Annotated in this window: 13 protein-coding genes; 6 read left to right on the plus strand and 7 right to left on the minus strand. The window is 41.5% G+C overall.

Annotation, left to right across the window (positions count from 1 at the left end; all coding sequences use genetic code 11):
* The first annotated feature begins 7 nt into the window (after nucleotides 1-7).
* Nucleotides 8-670: a DUF937 domain-containing protein gene (locus tag JKG61_RS07580; protein WP_202102360.1), complete on the plus strand. Its 663-nt coding sequence runs from the start codon at nucleotides 8-10 to the stop codon at nucleotides 668-670.
* A gap of 151 nt (nucleotides 671-821) precedes the next feature.
* Nucleotides 822-2,027 carry an MFS transporter gene (locus JKG61_RS07585; protein WP_021070077.1) on the plus strand — a complete coding sequence of 402 codons (1,206 nt, stop codon included), beginning with the start codon at nucleotides 822-824 and terminating at the stop codon, nucleotides 2,025-2,027.
* Here the strand turns inward: JKG61_RS07585 and JKG61_RS07590 are convergent.
* The 7 genes from JKG61_RS07590 to JKG61_RS07620 form a co-directional block, all read right to left on the minus strand.
* Nucleotides 2,024-3,184: a BaiN/RdsA family NAD(P)/FAD-dependent oxidoreductase gene (locus JKG61_RS07590; RefSeq protein ID WP_202102361.1), complete on the minus strand. Its 1,161-nt coding sequence runs from the start codon at nucleotides 3,182-3,184 to the stop codon at nucleotides 2,024-2,026. The genes JKG61_RS07585 and JKG61_RS07590 overlap by 4 nt on opposite strands.
* Before the next feature lie 13 nt (nucleotides 3,185-3,197).
* Nucleotides 3,198-4,613, minus strand: coding sequence for a M14 family zinc carboxypeptidase (locus JKG61_RS07595; protein WP_235049495.1), 1,416 nt, complete (start codon nucleotides 4,611-4,613; stop codon nucleotides 3,198-3,200).
* Between the two features lie 140 nt (nucleotides 4,614-4,753).
* Nucleotides 4,754-5,800 (minus strand): S66 peptidase family protein, encoded by a 1,047-nt coding sequence (locus tag JKG61_RS07600; RefSeq protein ID WP_202102362.1) that lies wholly within the window; start codon nucleotides 5,798-5,800, stop codon nucleotides 4,754-4,756.
* 118 nt (nucleotides 5,801-5,918) lie between these two features.
* Entirely contained in the window at nucleotides 5,919-7,253 is a 1,335-nt protein-coding gene (locus JKG61_RS07605; RefSeq protein WP_202102363.1) for a dihydroorotase, read from the minus strand.
* Nucleotides 7,254-7,318: 65 nt separating this feature from the next.
* A complete protein-coding gene (locus JKG61_RS07610; protein WP_202102364.1) occupies nucleotides 7,319-7,990 on the minus strand; it encodes an ATP-binding cassette domain-containing protein in 672 nt (223 codons plus the stop codon).
* A gap of 336 nt (nucleotides 7,991-8,326) precedes the next feature.
* The gene (locus JKG61_RS07615) at nucleotides 8,327-10,165 is read right to left on the minus strand and encodes a UbiD family decarboxylase (protein ID WP_202102365.1); all 1,839 of its coding nucleotides are present in this window, start codon (nucleotides 10,163-10,165) and stop codon (nucleotides 8,327-8,329) included.
* 74 nt (nucleotides 10,166-10,239) lie between these two features.
* On the minus strand, nucleotides 10,240-11,094 hold the full coding sequence (locus tag JKG61_RS07620) for a hypothetical protein (RefSeq protein ID WP_202102366.1): 855 nt from the start codon (nucleotides 11,092-11,094) through the stop codon (nucleotides 10,240-10,242).
* Nucleotides 11,095-11,338: 244 nt separating this feature from the next.
* On the opposite strand from JKG61_RS07620, the gene JKG61_RS07625 reads away from it, so the two are divergent.
* From JKG61_RS07625 to JKG61_RS07640, 4 genes are all read left to right on the plus strand, one after another.
* Nucleotides 11,339-12,526, plus strand: coding sequence for a deoxyribodipyrimidine photo-lyase (locus tag JKG61_RS07625; protein ID WP_202102367.1), 1,188 nt, complete (start codon nucleotides 11,339-11,341; stop codon nucleotides 12,524-12,526).
* 152 nt (nucleotides 12,527-12,678) lie between these two features.
* Nucleotides 12,679-15,417 carry a 2-oxoglutarate dehydrogenase E1 component gene (locus JKG61_RS07630; RefSeq protein ID WP_202102368.1) on the plus strand — a complete coding sequence of 913 codons (2,739 nt, stop codon included), beginning with the start codon at nucleotides 12,679-12,681 and terminating at the stop codon, nucleotides 15,415-15,417.
* A 66-nt stretch (nucleotides 15,418-15,483) separates the two neighbouring features.
* Complete coding sequence (gene odhB, locus JKG61_RS07635; RefSeq protein ID WP_202102369.1) at nucleotides 15,484-16,710, plus strand: 2-oxoglutarate dehydrogenase complex dihydrolipoyllysine-residue succinyltransferase; 1,227 nt, start codon at nucleotides 15,484-15,486, stop codon at nucleotides 16,708-16,710.
* 72 nt (nucleotides 16,711-16,782) lie between these two features.
* Nucleotides 16,783-17,811, plus strand: coding sequence for a hypothetical protein (locus JKG61_RS07640; protein WP_202102370.1), 1,029 nt, complete (start codon nucleotides 16,783-16,785; stop codon nucleotides 17,809-17,811).
* Nucleotides 17,812-17,815: the final 4 nt, after the last annotated feature.

Here is a 17,815-nt window from a genome sequence, read left to right on the forward strand (position 1 = left end):
AAAAAACATGAATCTTACAGACTTAGTTACAGGAGGCGTTGGCTCTAAAGCCATATCTACGATTGCCAATTTATTGCATATTGAAGAGAGCAAAGCAAAATGGCTGGTAGCAGCAGCGGTCCCTTTAATGATTGCTGCGCTCAACTATAATTCCAAAAAAGGCGAGGACCAAGAAGCTGGAATTAACAAAGCACTGGATCAGCATAATGGCGGTATCCTGGACCAATTGGGAGGTTTGCTTGGTCAGGCTCCTTCGGATGATGACAATAAGATTGTCAACCATATGTTTGGCAGTAACACCGAAATGGTTAAAAATAACCTTTCCGCCAAGACCGGCATTTCCTCGGATAAAATAGGTAGCGCTCTAGCTGTACTCGCTCCTATCGTCATGGGATACTTGGGCAAACAGAAACAGGCACAAAGTAATGGTGGTGGCATGGGTGATCTCCTGGGAGGTATATTGTCTGGGGGGGCAAAATCCTCCGCAGGCGGAGGACTGTTGGGCAGCATATTAGGATCTGTCTTGGGTGGTGGAAGTCCCGATGCACAACAAAACTCCCCAAACATGGGTAATATTGGCGATCTCGCAGGTGAGTTTTTCAACAAAGAAAAAAAATCAGATCAAAAAGGCTCTGTATTGGATTCTTTGGTAGGTATGTTTACCAAGTAAGTTGTATCATTAGGAGGTTATGGAGTTATATCTATAACCTTTTTTACTTTACAATTAGATATAAAACCTTAGTTTTGTAGCCTTAAAACACCTTATCGAAGGTGTTAAACAGACATCATCAAGATGATTTCTTTTCCAAAAAAGGTTTTAAATGTCTATAAATAAAGGTTTAATAGCACTTGCATTCGGGGGACTGGCTATCGGAATGACCGAGTTCACCATGATGGGAATTCTGCCCGATATCGCAGCAGATATAGAAATTGATATTCCTACGGCCAGCAACCTGATTGGTCTATATGCCTTGGGCGTAGTTGTTGGGGCTCCCACGCTAGTTGCCGCGACATCAAAATATCCGGCAAAAAAGGTATTGCTATTCCTGATGCTGCTGTTTTTCGTCTTTAATGCAATTTTCACTTTTGCACCTAATCATTGGAGTCTTTTTGCTTCGCGATTTATTTCAGGTCTACCCCATGGGGCTTTTTTTGGAATCGGTTCCGTTGTTGCAGCCAAACTGGCCAAACCCGGTAAAGAGGCACAGGCCATCTCCATGATGTTTACAGGAATGACGATCGCCAATCTAGCAGGTGTGCCTTTAGGCACCTACATAGGCCATCACTACTCGTGGAGATTCACCTACGGAGCCATATCTCTTCTGGGACTCATCACCTTTCTGGCTATTTATTTCTGGATGCCGGTTATTCCAGCTAACAAAAACAATAATGTCGTGCAGCAGATCAGCTATTTCAAACGATGGGACGCTTGGCTGATGGTTGCCGTGATCGCTATCGGTACAGGAGGTCTTTTTGCATGGATCAGTTATATTTCCAAATTGGTAACGACCGTTTCTGGTCTATCCCCAGACCAGGTGTCGACCGTTATGATCCTAATCGGTGCAGGCATGCTTGTCGGCAACCTCATTGGTGGCAGATTGGCAGACCGCATATCCCCAAGCAAGGCTGCGATCACCAGTTTCGCCGCTATGGCTTGCTGTCTTCTGATCTTATTCTTCGTTGCCCATATTACGGCTTTGGCTTACCCGATGGCCTTTATAACCGGAATGATCGCATTTAGTATCGGTTCTCCTTTACAAATGATGCTGATCAATAACGCCAAAGGAGCTGAAACTTTTGCTGCCGCAGGTGGACAGGCTTCTTTTAATATAGGGAACTCATTGGGTGCATATTTTGGTGCCATTCCGATAGCGTATGGTTTTGCTTATAATTACCCATCGCTTATTGGTGTAGCCATGGCCGCCACAGGCGCTGTCTTAGCTTATATTTTTCTTCAGAAGGTAGAAAAAAAGCAGAATCAAAAAGGGCGAAAATTTGAAAGTCTTGAAGAACTGGAGCAGGCTTAGCTTAACGCTCTGCCTACCCAAGCACCTGTACTGAAACAGGCTTGCAATAAATATCCTCCTGTAGGAGCCTCCCAATCCAGCATCTCACCTACACAATGAACATTGGGGTATTTGTGCAATGCCAAGTTTTCATCCAGCTCGTCAAAGGAAACTCCTCCGGCTGTCGAGATGACTTCATCTATAGGTCGTAATCCTACAACACGTATAGGAAAACATTTAATCAATCTTGCTAATGCAACTGGGTTCATAAAAATGGTCTTTTCAGCACTCTTTAACAGGTTGATCGCCGTTTTGGAAAGATTTAGCTTTTCTTTTAATAAGTGGGTTACACTTCCTCCGACACGTAACTTATCGCTAATGGTATTTTCCGTTAAGTTGGGCTTAAGGTCCAGGTACAGATCAATAGGAAACACATCTTTCCTTGTAAATCGATTCATATAATAAAGCGGACTCCCCTCTATACCGTATTGGGTAAATACGATCTCACCCAAGCGTACTTCCTCTCCATAACGAACAGCAATATTTTTTAAAACCTGTCCCTCGAGAGCAGACCAATCGTCCAAGGTATTGTATCCAGAATTTGCCGATTGCAAGGGTCTTATTTGTACACCTCTATCTTCCAATATCCCAACCCAAGATGCATCGGATCCTGTTTTTGCCCAGGAACCGCCTCCCAATCCAAGTATTAATTTTTGATAAGGTCGACGTAACTGTTCGTCTTTATGATTTAGATACACATAATCTTTGTCAAAATCGACGAACTGGTATTGATAGAAAAAAATGACTCCTAATTTTTGGAGATATTGCAGCCAAGCCTGTAGTACATGAATGGGTTTGACCTGCCTTTCGGGAAAAACCTTTCCCGAGCTGCCTATATAGGTGGGAATACCTATGGTTGATAGCCAATCCCTAGTCGATTGATTATCAAACGATCGAACTATTTCCTTGATTTGCTGCGTATCATATTTTTCAACAAAACGATCAATAGGTTCACTATGGGTAAGATTGAAACCACCATCTCCTGCTACGAGAAATTTTCTTGCCGCCGCCTTATTTTGTTCGTACACATGTACTTTATGACCCCGAATCGCCAAATACTGTGCCGCCATTAGACCGGCAGGGCCCGCTCCTATAACAATAAAAGGATTATGATCCATAAATACGGTTACCTTAGTGGATCCTGCTTTTAAACAGCTGTCCTTTTATATCCTTCGATAAATCGATGAGGTAGCCATTGAAAACAGCATAGCGGAGGCCGCCTTTTTGATCGCCAATGTAAAAATTAGTGGTGCCACCAAGATCTAGACTTGTCGTTGGAAAGAACTGCTTCTGCGTGAAAAAGTGAACAGGGTAATTGTGCAAACTGCTTGCCTTGGTACTTCCGATGGTTTTAACCGGTACGGCCATGATTCCTCTTTTCAATAGGCCAAAAGCATCTGTCTGTGAAAGTACAGAAGCACTGTCCAGAACCACAGTTGACACTTTAGCTGGTATAAACTGTAAGCCTTGTGCATCGACCTCATCGTAACCAAAGGATTCCAATAGGTCTCCGATATCTTCTATACGTCCTCGAACAAAATAATCTCGGTTTACCGTGGTCTCCCCTCGACGTATTCCTATATCGGTACGGTAACTTGTAGAATCTGTCTTAATCTCCAGATTGCGGATTACTACGTCATGAAGCTGTGAAGCGTTAAATGGTATCTTCTCGTAGTCACCAATCGGATATCGATCATAAGAACCTTCCGCAATCTGTATCAAGGCATTGAGAATGATAATAAAATTAAGTTTCCTTATTTCTTGTTTCTCTGGGTCTCCTTTACGTCCTCCGGACTCGATTAGGATGGTACTCGCTCCCCAGGACTGAAAGTTATCTCCAAATCCACGAGGTGTATGAGCATCATCATATTTAGCAACAGCATGCGGAATATACTGCTGCAGCAACTCATTCATGCCGACAATTATCTTCATCGCATCGCCCCGTACTTCGTTGATCTCACGCTCGTAATTGTAAGCTGGCGCCAATAGCGAAATCTGTACAGGATTACTTGTTTCTGGCACATTGTAATAAATATTCTGATCATGCAGGTTAAAGCCGTATCTCGGCTTTAATACGTTCGCCCGCTGTTTCAACAATGCACCTTCCACCGTCTGACCAGCTCGTGCATCTCTGTTCATGTCTATACTCTGCGCGGTACGCCTGGTATAGCGTTCGGCCCCATCCGGGTTTAGCATCGGGATAAAGTGTAAACTTAATTTCGCTTTGAGCAATTCGCGAACGGCATCATTCCCATCCTCCTTGCCTTCTAGAAAATTGAAGAGATCAAACAGAGCCATGGTTGCCGTAGGTTCATCTCCATGCATTTGCGACCACAGCATGACCACCTTATCACCTGCCCCATACCTGAGCTCATAAATAGACCTTCCTTCAAATGACGTACCGATCGGCTCGACTTCCAGTATTTGTTTTTCTTTATGTTGCTGAACTAAAAAATCTACATCGGTATGTTTGAATCTACGATGTTGAAGTGTTTGCTCTTTGTAGGTATTGTAGATGTTGTTAAAAGTTGTTGTATCTAAATTCATAGCTGAAGAATGTTCTGTTACAGGCGTTTTTTGCCTATCACAGGTAGTGATTGCTCCAAGAATTAAAAGTATCGCAAAGAATTTCATGTAAATTTCCTTATTTAGCCTCTATAATTAGGAATCGATCGGAGTCGCTTGTATCATATCAATGATCTCTCCAGGTACTCGATCTTCCCTAAAGTTGCATCCATACGCGCTCTCACACCAACGGGCATGAGAAACTGATCGGAGATATGACCAATCATCGCGCCAGAATATGCCGGAATACCTAGCGGCTTGATATAATCGTTGAGCATCTGCTCCACGGTCAGCGCCCCATAACCACCGGATGGCCCGCAATTCGTGCATTTACCAAATATAAAGCCCTTAATTTGCGATAAGATTCCCGTATTCATCAGTTGGCAAAACATACGATCTAAACGATCTGATTTCTCGTCGATCTCTTCTATAAACAATATCGTATCACGAAAATCTGGTAAATAAGGGCTGCCGCAGAGCCCTGCTAACAGGGTGAGATTTCCTCCCAAAATAGTTCCTTCGACAACACCTGGAGTGATGGTCTGAATTCGATCTTTATATTGAATAATCTGGCTGTCAGACTTTTTTGGATTTTCAAACGAGGCTAGCTTATTGTCGAAAAACTGATCTTTAAACAGCTTAGCAACATAATTGCTCCAGGTGCTAATCCCTACGACACCATGAAAAGAAACAAGACCTACTTTAGCATAAAAAGCTAATAGCAAAGCCGTAACATCGCTGTAACCCAACAGTATTTTAGGGTTATTAGCGACCAATTCATAGTCGATATGCTGCAATAGACGTGAGGCACCATTTCCGCCACGAATACAAACAATCGCCTTTACGGACTTGTCCGCAAACATACCATGCAGATCTTCCAATCGCTGTTGATCGGTACCCGCTAGGTTTCCATAACGGGCGCGGAGGTTTTTACCTTCTTTCACGGAAAAACCAAAATAAGAAAACACCTCCTTGGCCATGGTGATAGACTCTTCGTCTTCTACTGCTCCCGCAGGAGCGATAAGCCCAATCGTATCTCCTGCCTTTAGCACAGACCCTTTTAACAGCTTCCCGGCTGTAGCTATATAGTCTCCAGCACGAGCAATTGTTGAAAGTGATACTGCGCCTGCACCAATGCCTAACGCTTTTAAAAAATCTCTTTTGTTCATTCTGTTATCGTGTTATCTTGTTATCGAGTGAACGTGTTATTCTGTTATAAGGTGGACTTACAATCACGCTAACCACATCACTTGTTAACTACATCCCTTTATAACCTTATAACTTCCTTTACCTGTTAAACAACAACCGATGTCCGGAGCCGACCTCTATAATCTTACCCTCTGAAAAAGCAAGGTTTCCGGATACGATGGTATGTACAATCGTTGATGAAAAGGTATGCCCTTCAAAAGGAGACCAACCACATTTGGAAAGAATATTGCTCTTATTGACCTGATAAGGTTTATTTAGATCTACCAAAACCAAATCGGCCCAATATCCTTCACGAATATATCCTCGTTGTTCGATTTCAAAACAAATGGCAGTATTGTGAGCGGTTTTTTGAACCAATTGCGCTAAGGTCATTTTACCTTGTTGCACCATATCCAACAATGCTTGTAGAGCATACTGTACTAACGGCCCTCCAGAAGGAGCCTGTAAATATTTCTGCTCTTTTTCTTCCATAGTATGGGGTGCATGATCTGTCGCGATCACATCGATGTGTCCATCCAACACCGCAGCAAGAATCTGATCTCTATCTTGCGCCGTCTTTACAGCAGGATTCCATTTGATGTAATTACCTTTCTGCTGATAGTCGGCATCTGAAAACCAAAGGTGATGTATACAAGCTTCCGCCGTAATCCTCTTCTGTTCTAAAGGTACATTATTCTCAAACAGTGCCGTCTCTTTACCTGTCGAGATATGCAGTATATGTAACCGTGTATTATTTTTCTTCGCTAAGTTCACTGCTTTAGAGGAGGACAGAAAGCAGGCTTCTTCGGAACGGATGAGCGGATGCATGTCTATAGTAACTTCTTCACCGTACAATTCTTTATAATGCGCCAGATTAGCTTTAACCGTCGCCTCGTCTTCACAATGTGTAGCGATAAGTGTAGGCGCATTTTTAAATATCTGATCCAGGGCTTGCTCATTGTCCACTAGCATATTACCGGTAGAAGAGCCCATAAATATTTTAATTCCGCACACATCCCGAGGATTTGTTTTCAACACCTCTTCCAGATTGTCATTGCCAGCTCCCATAAAGAAAGAATAATTGGCTAGCGAACTATCTTGTCCGATATCATATTTATCCTGCAATAAACGTTGTGTCAACACATTAGGAATGGTATTGGGCATCTCCATAAACGATGTCGTACCGCCTGCGACCGCAGCTCTACTTTCTGTAAAAATATCAGCCTTGTAGGTCAACCCGGGCTCACGGAAATGGACCTGATCATCTATCAACCCGGGTAGAAGGTGAAGGCCTTCTGCATTGATTTCCTTATCGGCCTGTAAATCCAACTGTTCACCTATTTTTTCAATGCGTCCATTTTTTATAAATAGATCCAGTGCTTCTATTTTTCCTTCGTTTACAACTTGTGCGTTTTTTATTAAAAGAGATGACATATCTTGATTTGAGTAGATTAAAATGATACACAAACTTACTAAACAAAACGCTCAGCACCTATTTTTTAATCATCAAAAGTTCCTTCGGGTACGTAGAAACTTTCTAAATCCCTCTTATTCTCGATCTGCCTACACCCACCATTTTGCAACAGCAGGATCCTGTTGCTGATATCCAAGACCGAATTATAATGGTGGTCTGAAATAACAAAACCTTTAGTATGACTGTAACGTAGGATAAGTTGTTGTATACGTTCTTTCAAATAAGGCGCTACACCAGAAAAAGGTTCGTCCAACAGGTAGTAGGTGGCCTTTTGTCCCAATAAAAGCAACAATTCCAAATAGCGCTGTTCTCCTAGGGACAAATCGGCTATTTTCTGAGAAAGAACTTTTTGCAGGATTGGGTCTGACATTATCTGTTCTTTTTCATCCCCATCCTTCAACATAAAAGAAATCATCTGTACAACAGTTTTACTGGTAGGGAGAAAACGGTGCTGTGGTAGATAACATACTTCTTTGGAAAGATAAGGATAACGAATACGCTTTCCGTCAAGCCTGATCAAACCATTCTTAGGTTTCTGGATGCCAAATAAAATTTTCAGAAGTGTCGATTTACCACAACCATTACGCCCCAGTAGGGCTACAACCTCCCCTGGCTTACAATTGATAAAAACGCCAGACAATAGGCTATATTGATTTCTATAGCTAAAAGCTATAGAATCGGCATACAACTCCTTCATATCCACAGCAGGGGTAAAAAAACTGCACCGACGACAGTGTTTATCAGAAATGAACCGAAAACCAAGCGGAGTTGTGAGTACCCTAGATTACAATAGATATACCTTGCTTTTTTATAAAAGAAAGAATATAACCATACGCTGAGGAAAAAGCCGAAAGAAACGAAAACCCAATAGAAAAGATCTATCGACATCATACTAAACGCTGTAGTTAATGCTACATTAACCGGTAGAATTTGCTTATAGTAGAACCAGTATACCTTCATAATTTGGATTTGCAACTCCAATATAAAGGAATACATTCGGCTTATCCTATTTTTTTAAGATTTTTAACACATCCTAAATAATACCGTGCAACGATCCGCCTTTAACACCCAATCGATCGATATGGCGTTCCACAGTCTCGTCCTTAATCAAATCAGGTGCATGATGCGGCTTACGGCGTGCATCTATAATAACAGGTCCTTCGCAGCCCCAATGCTTATACCTCGTAAAGGATTGGATACCGTAGATATCAAAAGCTGGATTGGACTTGGTAAACGTAATCCATACAAAATTATTGACACTCTCTGCTGCAAATCCCGCATCATCGACCAAAACCAACATAGCAATCCCTCCAAAATCGATCTCTTTCGCCGCCTCGCACCAAGCTTCCAAAATGCGTTGCTCCTCTTCATAAGAAGTAAATGCTGCTCCATCCAAAACGAGTACCCCCGGTAGCGCCAACTTAGCATTACTAAATGGCCTTGGTAGACTCATATTGCCCGGCACCTCTGTCAACAGGGTACGCTTCTTGGTACCTGCTGCGGCAAAAACCACCTTAGATCCGGCATTCAGACCATCTCCGGAATAATCCAGCGTATCTATTGTGGTGTTGGTATGAAAATGCAGATCGCGCGTTAAATCTATACGCTCGAGCACATGGCTAAAATAGGCAGGAATATCATGGATATCCAATTGAGGATTATCCTGATCAGCTGTTATAAACAAATATTTAGCAAGACTTAGTTGATTTTTGCCTAAAATCTGATTAGCAATAGTCAATATCTCCTGTGGCCGATCCACTTCCTGATAGGGCGTATAACTTTCTCGTCCAATAGCAAACAGTAGCGGGTGTACACCTGCCGGATCTACGGCGTGCACAGCTTTCAACCCTGCTATTTCTTTTGGAATAGCGCTTCCTGTTATTTCATGGATCAAAGCACCAAAACTTGTATCCTCCTGAGGGGGGCGTCCTACTACAGTGAATGACCAGATGGGGTCTTTTTTATGGTAGACATTATGCACCCGCATTAGCGGGAATGGATGTGTCAAACTATAATATCCGATATGATCGCCAAAGGGACCTTCGGGTTTATTCTCATTGGGATATACGGTACCTGTAATAACAAAATCGGCATCAGCAGAAATACAGAAACCTTCGTGATCATAGAAATAACGGAATCGGCGATTACCAAGGGCGCCTGCAAAAATCATCTCGGACAGTCCTTCTGGTAAAGGCATCACTGCGGACAGGGGATGTGAGGGTGGCCCTCCAACGAATATACTGACCTTAAGAGGACGGCCAAGAGCATTTGCTTTTTGTTGATGCACTCCAATGCCACGATGCAGTTGATAATGAAGTCCTATTTCTTGATCCTGAATATAGTCATTGCCGGATAGTTGAATGCGATACATACCCAGATTGGCTTTCATAACTCCGGGGTGCTCAACATCCTCCGTGTACACTTGTGGCATCGTTACAAAAGCTCCCCCATCCATCGGCCAATTCACAATCTGAGGAAGCTTACTGACACTCGTCTTTCCGTAAAGAATAGGTGCGTTTGATTTTTTCTTCCAAGGCAGCGCACCAAGCGCTACTGCGGAAGATCCAATATACTGCAAAGGATTTTTTAGGACAGCAGTGGGATCCATCTTTACATCGACCAGTTTCTTTATATGAGACAGCGTATCACGGAACATAAACTTAGAACGGTCCATAGTGCCGAACAGATTGGATACCGCCGGAAACTCCGACCCTTTTATACGTTCAAACAACAATGCCGGCCCCTCTGCATCAAACACCCGCATATGAATAGCGGCCATCTCCAAGTAAGGATCCACTTCTTCTTTTATCCGTACCAAATGCCCATGCTGTTCTAAATCAGCTATACAAGCCGCCAAACTAGAGTATCCCATATCTTTGATTAAGTGAGCAACAAAAATAGCAGAATATTTCAGCTAAAAAAAGTCTTATAAGTTCTGGCAAATATCTACTCAATAGGCGAAACTGTAAAGTCAACCTGCTCTCTCCACACCGAATTGTCAGTCTCCTGGGCTCCCATAATTCCTAACAAATAGTCATTATACACTTCGACTTCTATTCCATACAAAATTTTATTGAGCCATATAGACAATGTTCTACTAGGCAGCGAAAAAACATTGTATTTGATATGCTTACCAAATTTTTTGATATTCCAATGTATTAATTCATTAACACTCATCAGTCTTTCTCCGCCGAACTCTATTCGTTGGTTGATAAAAGTAGACTGCCAATCTACTTTTTTAATAAAAGCGAAAAGATCGGACAATATAATAGGCTTAAATTTTATACGCGCCAGACGATGGCATATATATATCGATTTGTTCTGGAGAACTTCGTTCATTAGCCCCTCAAAAGAGCTCCCTGGCCCTACAGCCAAATCCTTAAGTAGTATGGTATAGTTTACGCCTACCTCAATAAAAAGAGATTCCACAGCATCTAAGTATGACTTGTCATAGGTTCTACCCACATAAATAATACGATTACAGCCATTTCTCTTCGAAAGACAAATAAAATTACGTAGCGATACCAATTCATATTGTACCCCCAGTTTATCCTTTTGATTAGGGATTTGGGCAAAATACACCGATAAATCTAAATCTTCGATATGAAAATCTTCAAATGCTTTTCCTTTCTTTATCAAATCAATCGAAAACAACGATGCATTAACATCGCCATCCATTTTTCCTTTTAAAAGATTGACATCTCTTACGATACCAAAAACCTTATAGCCATTGCCAGGCATGTTAGCAAGCCCAGCACGGCCAAGATAAGAATTCAATCCACATAGCAGTAAATTCGTCATGCTATTCTACACTTACATATTACATTCATTACAAATAAGCTTACTTTCTCAAATTTTGTTTTAGCAAAAATAAAAGACTCCATTGATTCTGCCCGTTAAAAAAAGCTAAATGAATCCTTTTGACACCACAAGACTTCACTTTGTTTAAATATTGTAAATATTCACGCTTGACCATCCGACAATCCTTTAAATGTAATATCTTTACAGAACTTGAATTTAATCTAAATAAGTACGTGGTAGGTAAATGAGCAAAAAGGTTATTTTAGTTTGGTTTAGGAATGATCTTCGTACCCATGATAACGAGGTATTGCAAAGTGCTATTCAGAAGGCAGATTTTATTATTCCAGTTTATATTTTCGACCCCCGTTATTACCAAGAGAATAAATTTGGTTTTAAGAATACCGGAGAATTCCGGTCAGATTACATCGCACAAACGGTATTTTCTCTAAAGGATAAATTGCAATCTCTCGGCGGAGATTTGTTGACCTATGAAGGTTATCCCGAGCAGATCATCCCACAACTCGTTCAAAAATATGACGCAGACGAGGTCTATCATCATCGCGAAGTCGCAAAGCGGGAAACGGATATTTCAGAACTTGTAGAAGAGGAACTCTGGAAAGTAAAAAGAAATTTACGCCATTTTATTGGACACACCTTGTATCATAAGGAAGATTTGCCTTTTCCAATTCGGGACATTCCTAATGATTTCAATACTTTTCGCAAAAAAGTCGCTAAAGAAAGCTTTGTTCGTGGATGTATAGAAGAGATACAAGCGGTTAATATCCCTCCTCATCTCGAAAAGACGGCTTTCCCTTTTGATTTGGATTTTTCTCGATCAAAAAGCGATTTTGGCGAAAATGCGGCAAATGCTATTTTAAAAAAACTAGTCAAGGAGACAGAGGTGAATATGGAAAGCTATACGGAACTATCACCCTTTCTCGCTCTGGGCGTACTTTCTCCGGCCTATACTTTTCACTTTCTCACAGAAAACATCAACCCTAAGAATAAAAAAGGGATCAATCTCTTTTTAGAAAATCTGATGTTAAGGGATTATTTTCGGTTTATGCTGAAAAAATATCCAAACTGCTACTTTATAAGCAAGAGAGAGAGCCCAGAACACACCGCATTGGCGACATGGACTAGCGGAGGCACATCGAATAGTGTAGTGAACAAACTAATCCTCCAACTCAACTCTACAGGAAGGCTTACTCGGAAAGAAAGGGAGATCGTAGCTATGCACCTCGTCTACGAACTTAATGAGGACTGGTTGGCAGGTGCGGCTTGGTTCGAGCAGCAATTGGTCGACTATGCACCAGCAACAATTTATGGTTTTTGGGCACATATCGCCGAACAGGGAACGAGTATCAAAAACAATAAAAATATAGCAGATTGGGAGAAAGTAAAAGCGGAGTTTTCGAAAGATATCGTTTAACGTTAAAACATGTGCTATTTATTCAAGTTTGCCATTTAAATTTATGGCTACCGAAATGACACTATTTAAGTACAAAAACTTCAATTTCAGTACTCGAAACTCCTATTTAATTCCTAAATTTGGCAAATTCTTTAGACTTATATCAAAAGTAAATGGATAAATTGACATATTTGAGTAACGCCGACTCGAGCTATATCGACGGGTTATATCAAGCGTACAGGCAAGATCCGAATTCGGTAGATTTTGGATGGCAAAAATTTTTTGAAGGTTTTGAGTTTGGTCAAGGCGCTGAAGCAGTCAGCATTGACACCGAAAATGTTTCAGAGCATGCTCTGAAGGAAATCAACGTGTTAAACATGATTCACGGCTATAGAGACCGCGGGCACCTGTTTACGCACACCAACCCCGTCCGTGAGCGCAGGAAGTACTACCCAGGCAAAGAACTGGAAACTTTTGGCTTATCGGAAGCAGACATGGATACTGTATTCAATGCAGGTATTGAAGTCGGCTTGGGCCCTGCCAAATTGCGCGATATCCGTCAACTTATCGAAGATACTTATTGCCGTTCTATTGGGGCTGAGTTTAAATATATACGTAATCCTGAAAAAATCAAATGGTTGCAGGGTCGTATGGAAGCTGACCGTAACACCCCTAGCTACTCTGCCGAGCAGAAGAAACGTATTCTGCAAAAGCTAAACAGAGCGGTTGTGTTCGAGAGTTTTCTAGGCACCAAATTCTTGGGCCAAAAGAGATTTTCTCTGGAAGGTGCTGAAAGTTTGATCCCTGCCTTGGACTCCGTTATGGAGAAAGGTGCTGACTTGGGTCTTCAAGAATTTATGATTGGTATGGCGCACCGCGGTCGGCTAAATGTATTGGCCAATATCATGGGTAAGCCTTACAAAACCATCTTATCTGAATTTGAAGGTAAGATGTATAAAGAAGAAGATCCTGAATTAAAATTTGGCGGTGACGTTAAATATCACCTAGGTTACTCTTCGGATATCACCACTGATAAGGGAAAACATATCCACCTATCATTAGCGCCTAACCCTTCTCACTTAGAGACGGTGGATCCTATTGTTGAAGGAATGGTTCGTTCTAAAATTGACATGAAATATGATGGAGATTCTTCTAAGATCGCTCCTATCCTGATTCATGGTGATGCTGCCATTGCGGGACAAGGGGTAGTCTACGAAGTTACACAGATGTCTAAATTAGACGGCTACAAAACCGGTGGTACTATCCATATTGTAATCAATAACCAAGTAGGTTTTACCACCAACTATAAAGATGCTCGTTCGGGTACATATTGTACAGATGTTGCCAAAATAACATCTTCACCTGTATTCCATGTTAATGGAGATGATGCCGAAGCCGTAGTATATGCGATCAATCTCGCGGTAGAATATCGTCAAAAATATAAAACCGATGTTTTCATCGATTTATTGTGTTACCGCCGTTATGGCCATAATGAAGCTGATGAGCCTAAGTTTACACAGCCTCTTCTGTACAAGCTTATCGAAAAACATGCTAACCCAAAAGAGGTTTATGCGAAAAAACTCATCGATGAGGGTTCTATAGATACTTCGTATGCCAAAGAAGTCGAAAAAGAATTCAAAGACTACTTACAGAGTCAATTGGATGCTTCTAAAGCCGTAGAGAACCTAGAAGAAGAAGTTCCAATGTTTGGTGGTGCTTGGAAAGGTTTACGCCCAGCAAAAAGAGCGGACATCTTCCAAACAACAGAGACCAAAGTCAGTGATACGGTTTTTAAAGAACTGGCTATACAGATTACATCGTTACCAAAAGACAAGAAATTCTTCCGCAAGATCTCTAAGCTTTTTGAGGACCGTGCGGCCATGATCGGCAAGGATGCTTACGATTGGGCAATGGGTGAGCTGATGGCCTATGCAACACTATTGAATGATGGTAAGCGTGTTCGTATTTCCGGACAGGATGTACAACGTGGTACATTCTCGCATCGCCATGCGGTATTAACTTTAGAGGATTCTGAAGAGAAATACGTACCATTGGCTAATGTTAAAGGCGGCGACAAATTCAGCATTTACAACTCCTTGCTTTCGGAGTATGGGGTATTAGGTTTTGAATATGGCTATGCCTCGGCCAACCCGCAGGCACTGACTGTTTGGGAAGCGCAATTTGGAGATTTTTACAATGGTGCACAGATTATCGTTGACCAGTACTTAAGTAGTGCAGAAACAAAATGGAAACGTTCTAATGGATTGGTCATGATGTTGCCACACGGTATGGAAGGCCAAGGTCCAGAACACTCTTCAGGTCGTATTGAACGTTTCTTAGAATTATGTGCCAACGATAATATGATTATCGCGAACTGTACAACACCGGCAAACTATTTCCATTTGTTGCGTCGCCAATTGGTACGTGACTTCCGTAAACCATTGATTGTATTTACGCCAAAAAGTTTACTCCGCCACCCTAAAGTGGTTTCAAAGCAGGCTGACTTTACGAAAGTCAATTTCCAAGAGGTGATAGATGATACTGCTGTAAAAGCAGCTTCCGTTAAGCGCGTGTTATTCTGTTCAGGAAAGATCTATTACGACTTATTGGAAAAACAACAAGCAGATAAACGTAAAGATGTTGCTATCGTGCGTATTGAGCAATTGTATCCAGCGCCAGTTGAACAACTACAGGCTATCCATAAGAAATACAATAAAGCTTCTGAATTCATCTGGGTTCAGGAAGAAAACGAAAATATGGGCGCTTGGCCTTACTACTGCCGTACATTCCGCAAATCCGATATCGAATTTACGGATGTTATTTCTAGAAAAGAAAGTGGTAGCCCAGCAACTGGTTATATGAAACAGCATATCGCTCAACAAGAAACAATCATTAATAAAGCATTCGAATAAACATTTATAGAAGCCAAACGTTGTATATTATACGATATACAACGTTGGTTTTAAATAAGAACACATATGAGCTTAGAAATCAAAGTCCCTACGGTTGGTGAATCAATTACCGAAGTAACCTTAGCCCAATGGCTAAAAGAAGATGGCGACTACGTCGAAATGGACGAAAACATTGCCGAACTGGAATCAGACAAAGCTACATTTGAGCTCCCAGCAGAAAAAGCTGGTATCCTGCGTATTATCGCTCAAGAAGGCGATACGTTAGAAATCGGAGCTGTAGTATGTACAATTGAAGATGGCGATGCTCCTACTGGAGATAAAAAAGCGGAAGCTCCTGCTGCAACAACAACAGCTGCATCTCCATCGACAGAAGCATCTGAAAATCCGGATTCTTATGCTGCCGGAACAGCATCTCCTGCAGCGGCGAAAATTTTGAGAGAAAAAGGAATTGATCCTTCAACTATAAAAGGTACAGGCAAAGACGGCCGTATCACCAAGGAAGACGCAGAAAAAGCACAAGCAAAACCTGCAGCTCCTAAGGCTGAATCTAAGCCAGCCGCTACACCTGCAGCAGCTCCTACTATCGCTGGCGCACGCAACGAACGCCGCGAAAAAATGAGCTCTCTGCGCAAAACTATCGCTAGACGTTTGGTATCTGTAAAAAATGAAACAGCTATGTTAACTACATTCAATGAAGTGAACATGCAACCGATCATGGATTTGAGAGCTAAATACAAAGACATGTTTAAAGAGAAACATGGTGTAGGTCTAGGTTTCATGTCTTTCTTTACTAAAGCGGTAACTACTGCATTAAAAGAATGGCCTGCAGTCAATGCTCGTATTGAAGAAAACGAAATTGTATACTCTGATTTTGCAGATATCTCTATCGCTGTTTCCGCTCCAAAAGGATTAGTGGTACCAGTTATCAGAAATGCAGAATCTATGTCACTGTACCAAGTAGAAAAAGAGGTGATCAATTTGGCAACTAAAGCGAGAGATGGTAAATTGACCATTGAAGAAATGACAGGTGGTACATTTACGATCACTAACGGTGGGGTATTCGGCTCTATGATGTCGACTCCTATCATCAATGCACCACAATCTGCGATACTGGGGATGCACAATATTGTGCAACGTCCGATTGCTGAGAATGGTCAAGTCGTCATCCGTCCTATGATGTACGTAGCTCTTTCTTATGATCACCGTATCATCGATGGACGAGAGTCTGTGAGTTTCTTAGTTCGTGTAAAACAATTGTTAGAAGATCCTGCACGTTTATTATTAGAGGTGTAATCTTTTAAGAAAGTAAATAGAAAAAGGTCGTTCAGTACACGGACGGCCTTTTCTTTTAAAAATAAAGTTGATATGCCAATTAATAAATTCAACCATCTTTCTTTTACACTCTTTTTTTTCATTCTGCTAAACGTTTCTTTCCTCAAAGCACAAGAAGTTGGCTATAAGCTTGATTTCTTTGGCTATGCAGATAACAGAGAGTATGGGTCCTCTTATACACAAGATAAAACTATCTTTGGGACTTCGATAGCTCCCCAAATGTACTTCAAACTTAATGAAAACCATGTCTTATATGGCGGTATACACTATAATCAAGACTTTGGAAGCCACCCTGAGGATAAACGGTTATTCACCCCTATAACCTACTACAACTACACTTCCTCCAACATCGATTTTGCGATTGGTTTTATTCCCAGATATGAGCGCCTTAAGGATATTCCACGAGTGGTCTTAGCGGACACTTTTATGTATGACCGTCCCAACATAGAGGGTATGTATTTTCAATATATAAAAGGGAGCTTTGAGCAACGTGTTTTTATAGACTGGCTCAGTAAACAAAGTGATAAGCGTCGCGAACAATTTGCTGCTGGGATATCGGGAGTTTTCCGTCAGGGTCTATTTTATGTAAATCATGCGGGCTTACTCTATCATAACGCGCTCACTAGCAATGATGCTATAGACGAACACGTACAGGACAATGCTGTTGTAACCGCTAAAATAGGCTTAGATATCAGTGAAAAAACTTTCTTTGATTCGCTTACTGTAGATGCCGGTGCGGTAGTTGGATTTGATCGTATCCGCTCCAAATACGAAATGCGAATTACTAAAGGTTTTATTACAACCCAACATATAGGTTATAAAAGATTCGATGCTACCAATACGTTATATCTTGGTCAGACGCAATACCTTCCTAACGGAGACCCTTTCTATCGTCGCGGTCAATATGACCGTCTAGATCTTGGCTGGACCCCATTCAAAAGTCGCGCTATAGAAGCAAAACTTGTTTTGTCTTTCCATTTCACTAGAGATCGGGTGGATAATCAGCAGGCATTCACGCTGCGCTACAAATTTGATCAATCACTGTGGCGTAAACATAAGTAGTAAA

The sequence above is a fragment of the Sphingobacterium faecale genome (assembly GCF_016746095.1).
In the GTDB taxonomy this organism is placed as follows: domain Bacteria; phylum Bacteroidota; class Bacteroidia; order Sphingobacteriales; family Sphingobacteriaceae; genus Sphingobacterium; species Sphingobacterium faecale.

Excerpts from the sequence above, each read along its gene's own strand:
- JKG61_RS07595 (WP_235049495.1), bottom strand. The coding sequence starts at position 4,613 with ATGAATTTAGATACAACAACTTTTAACAACATCTACAATACCTACAAA.
- JKG61_RS07600 (WP_202102362.1), bottom strand. The coding sequence starts at position 5,800 with ATGAACAAAAGAGATTTTTTAAAAGCGTTAGGCATTGGTGCAGGCGCA.
- JKG61_RS07640 (WP_202102370.1), top strand. The coding sequence starts at position 16,783 with ATGCCAATTAATAAATTCAACCATCTTTCTTTTACACTCTTTTTTTTC.
- odhB (WP_202102369.1), top strand. The coding sequence starts at position 15,484 with ATGAGCTTAGAAATCAAAGTCCCTACGGTTGGTGAATCAATTACCGAA.
- JKG61_RS07625 (WP_202102367.1), top strand. The coding sequence starts at position 11,339 with ATGAGCAAAAAGGTTATTTTAGTTTGGTTTAGGAATGATCTTCGTACC.
- JKG61_RS07610 (WP_202102364.1), bottom strand. The coding sequence starts at position 7,990 with ATGAAGGAGTTGTATGCCGATTCTATAGCTTTTAGCTATAGAAATCAA.
- JKG61_RS07615 (WP_202102365.1), bottom strand. The coding sequence starts at position 10,165 with ATGGGATACTCTAGTTTGGCGGCTTGTATAGCTGATTTAGAACAGCAT.
- JKG61_RS07605 (WP_202102363.1), bottom strand. The coding sequence starts at position 7,253 with ATGTCATCTCTTTTAATAAAAAACGCACAAGTTGTAAACGAAGGAAAA.
- JKG61_RS07585 (WP_021070077.1), top strand. The coding sequence starts at position 822 with ATGTCTATAAATAAAGGTTTAATAGCACTTGCATTCGGGGGACTGGCT.
- JKG61_RS07580 (WP_202102360.1), top strand. The coding sequence starts at position 8 with ATGAATCTTACAGACTTAGTTACAGGAGGCGTTGGCTCTAAAGCCATA.
- JKG61_RS07630 (WP_202102368.1), top strand. The coding sequence starts at position 12,679 with ATGGATAAATTGACATATTTGAGTAACGCCGACTCGAGCTATATCGAC.
- JKG61_RS07620 (WP_202102366.1), bottom strand. The coding sequence starts at position 11,094 with ATGACGAATTTACTGCTATGTGGATTGAATTCTTATCTTGGCCGTGCT.
- JKG61_RS07590 (WP_202102361.1), bottom strand. The coding sequence starts at position 3,184 with ATGGATCATAATCCTTTTATTGTTATAGGAGCGGGCCCTGCCGGTCTA.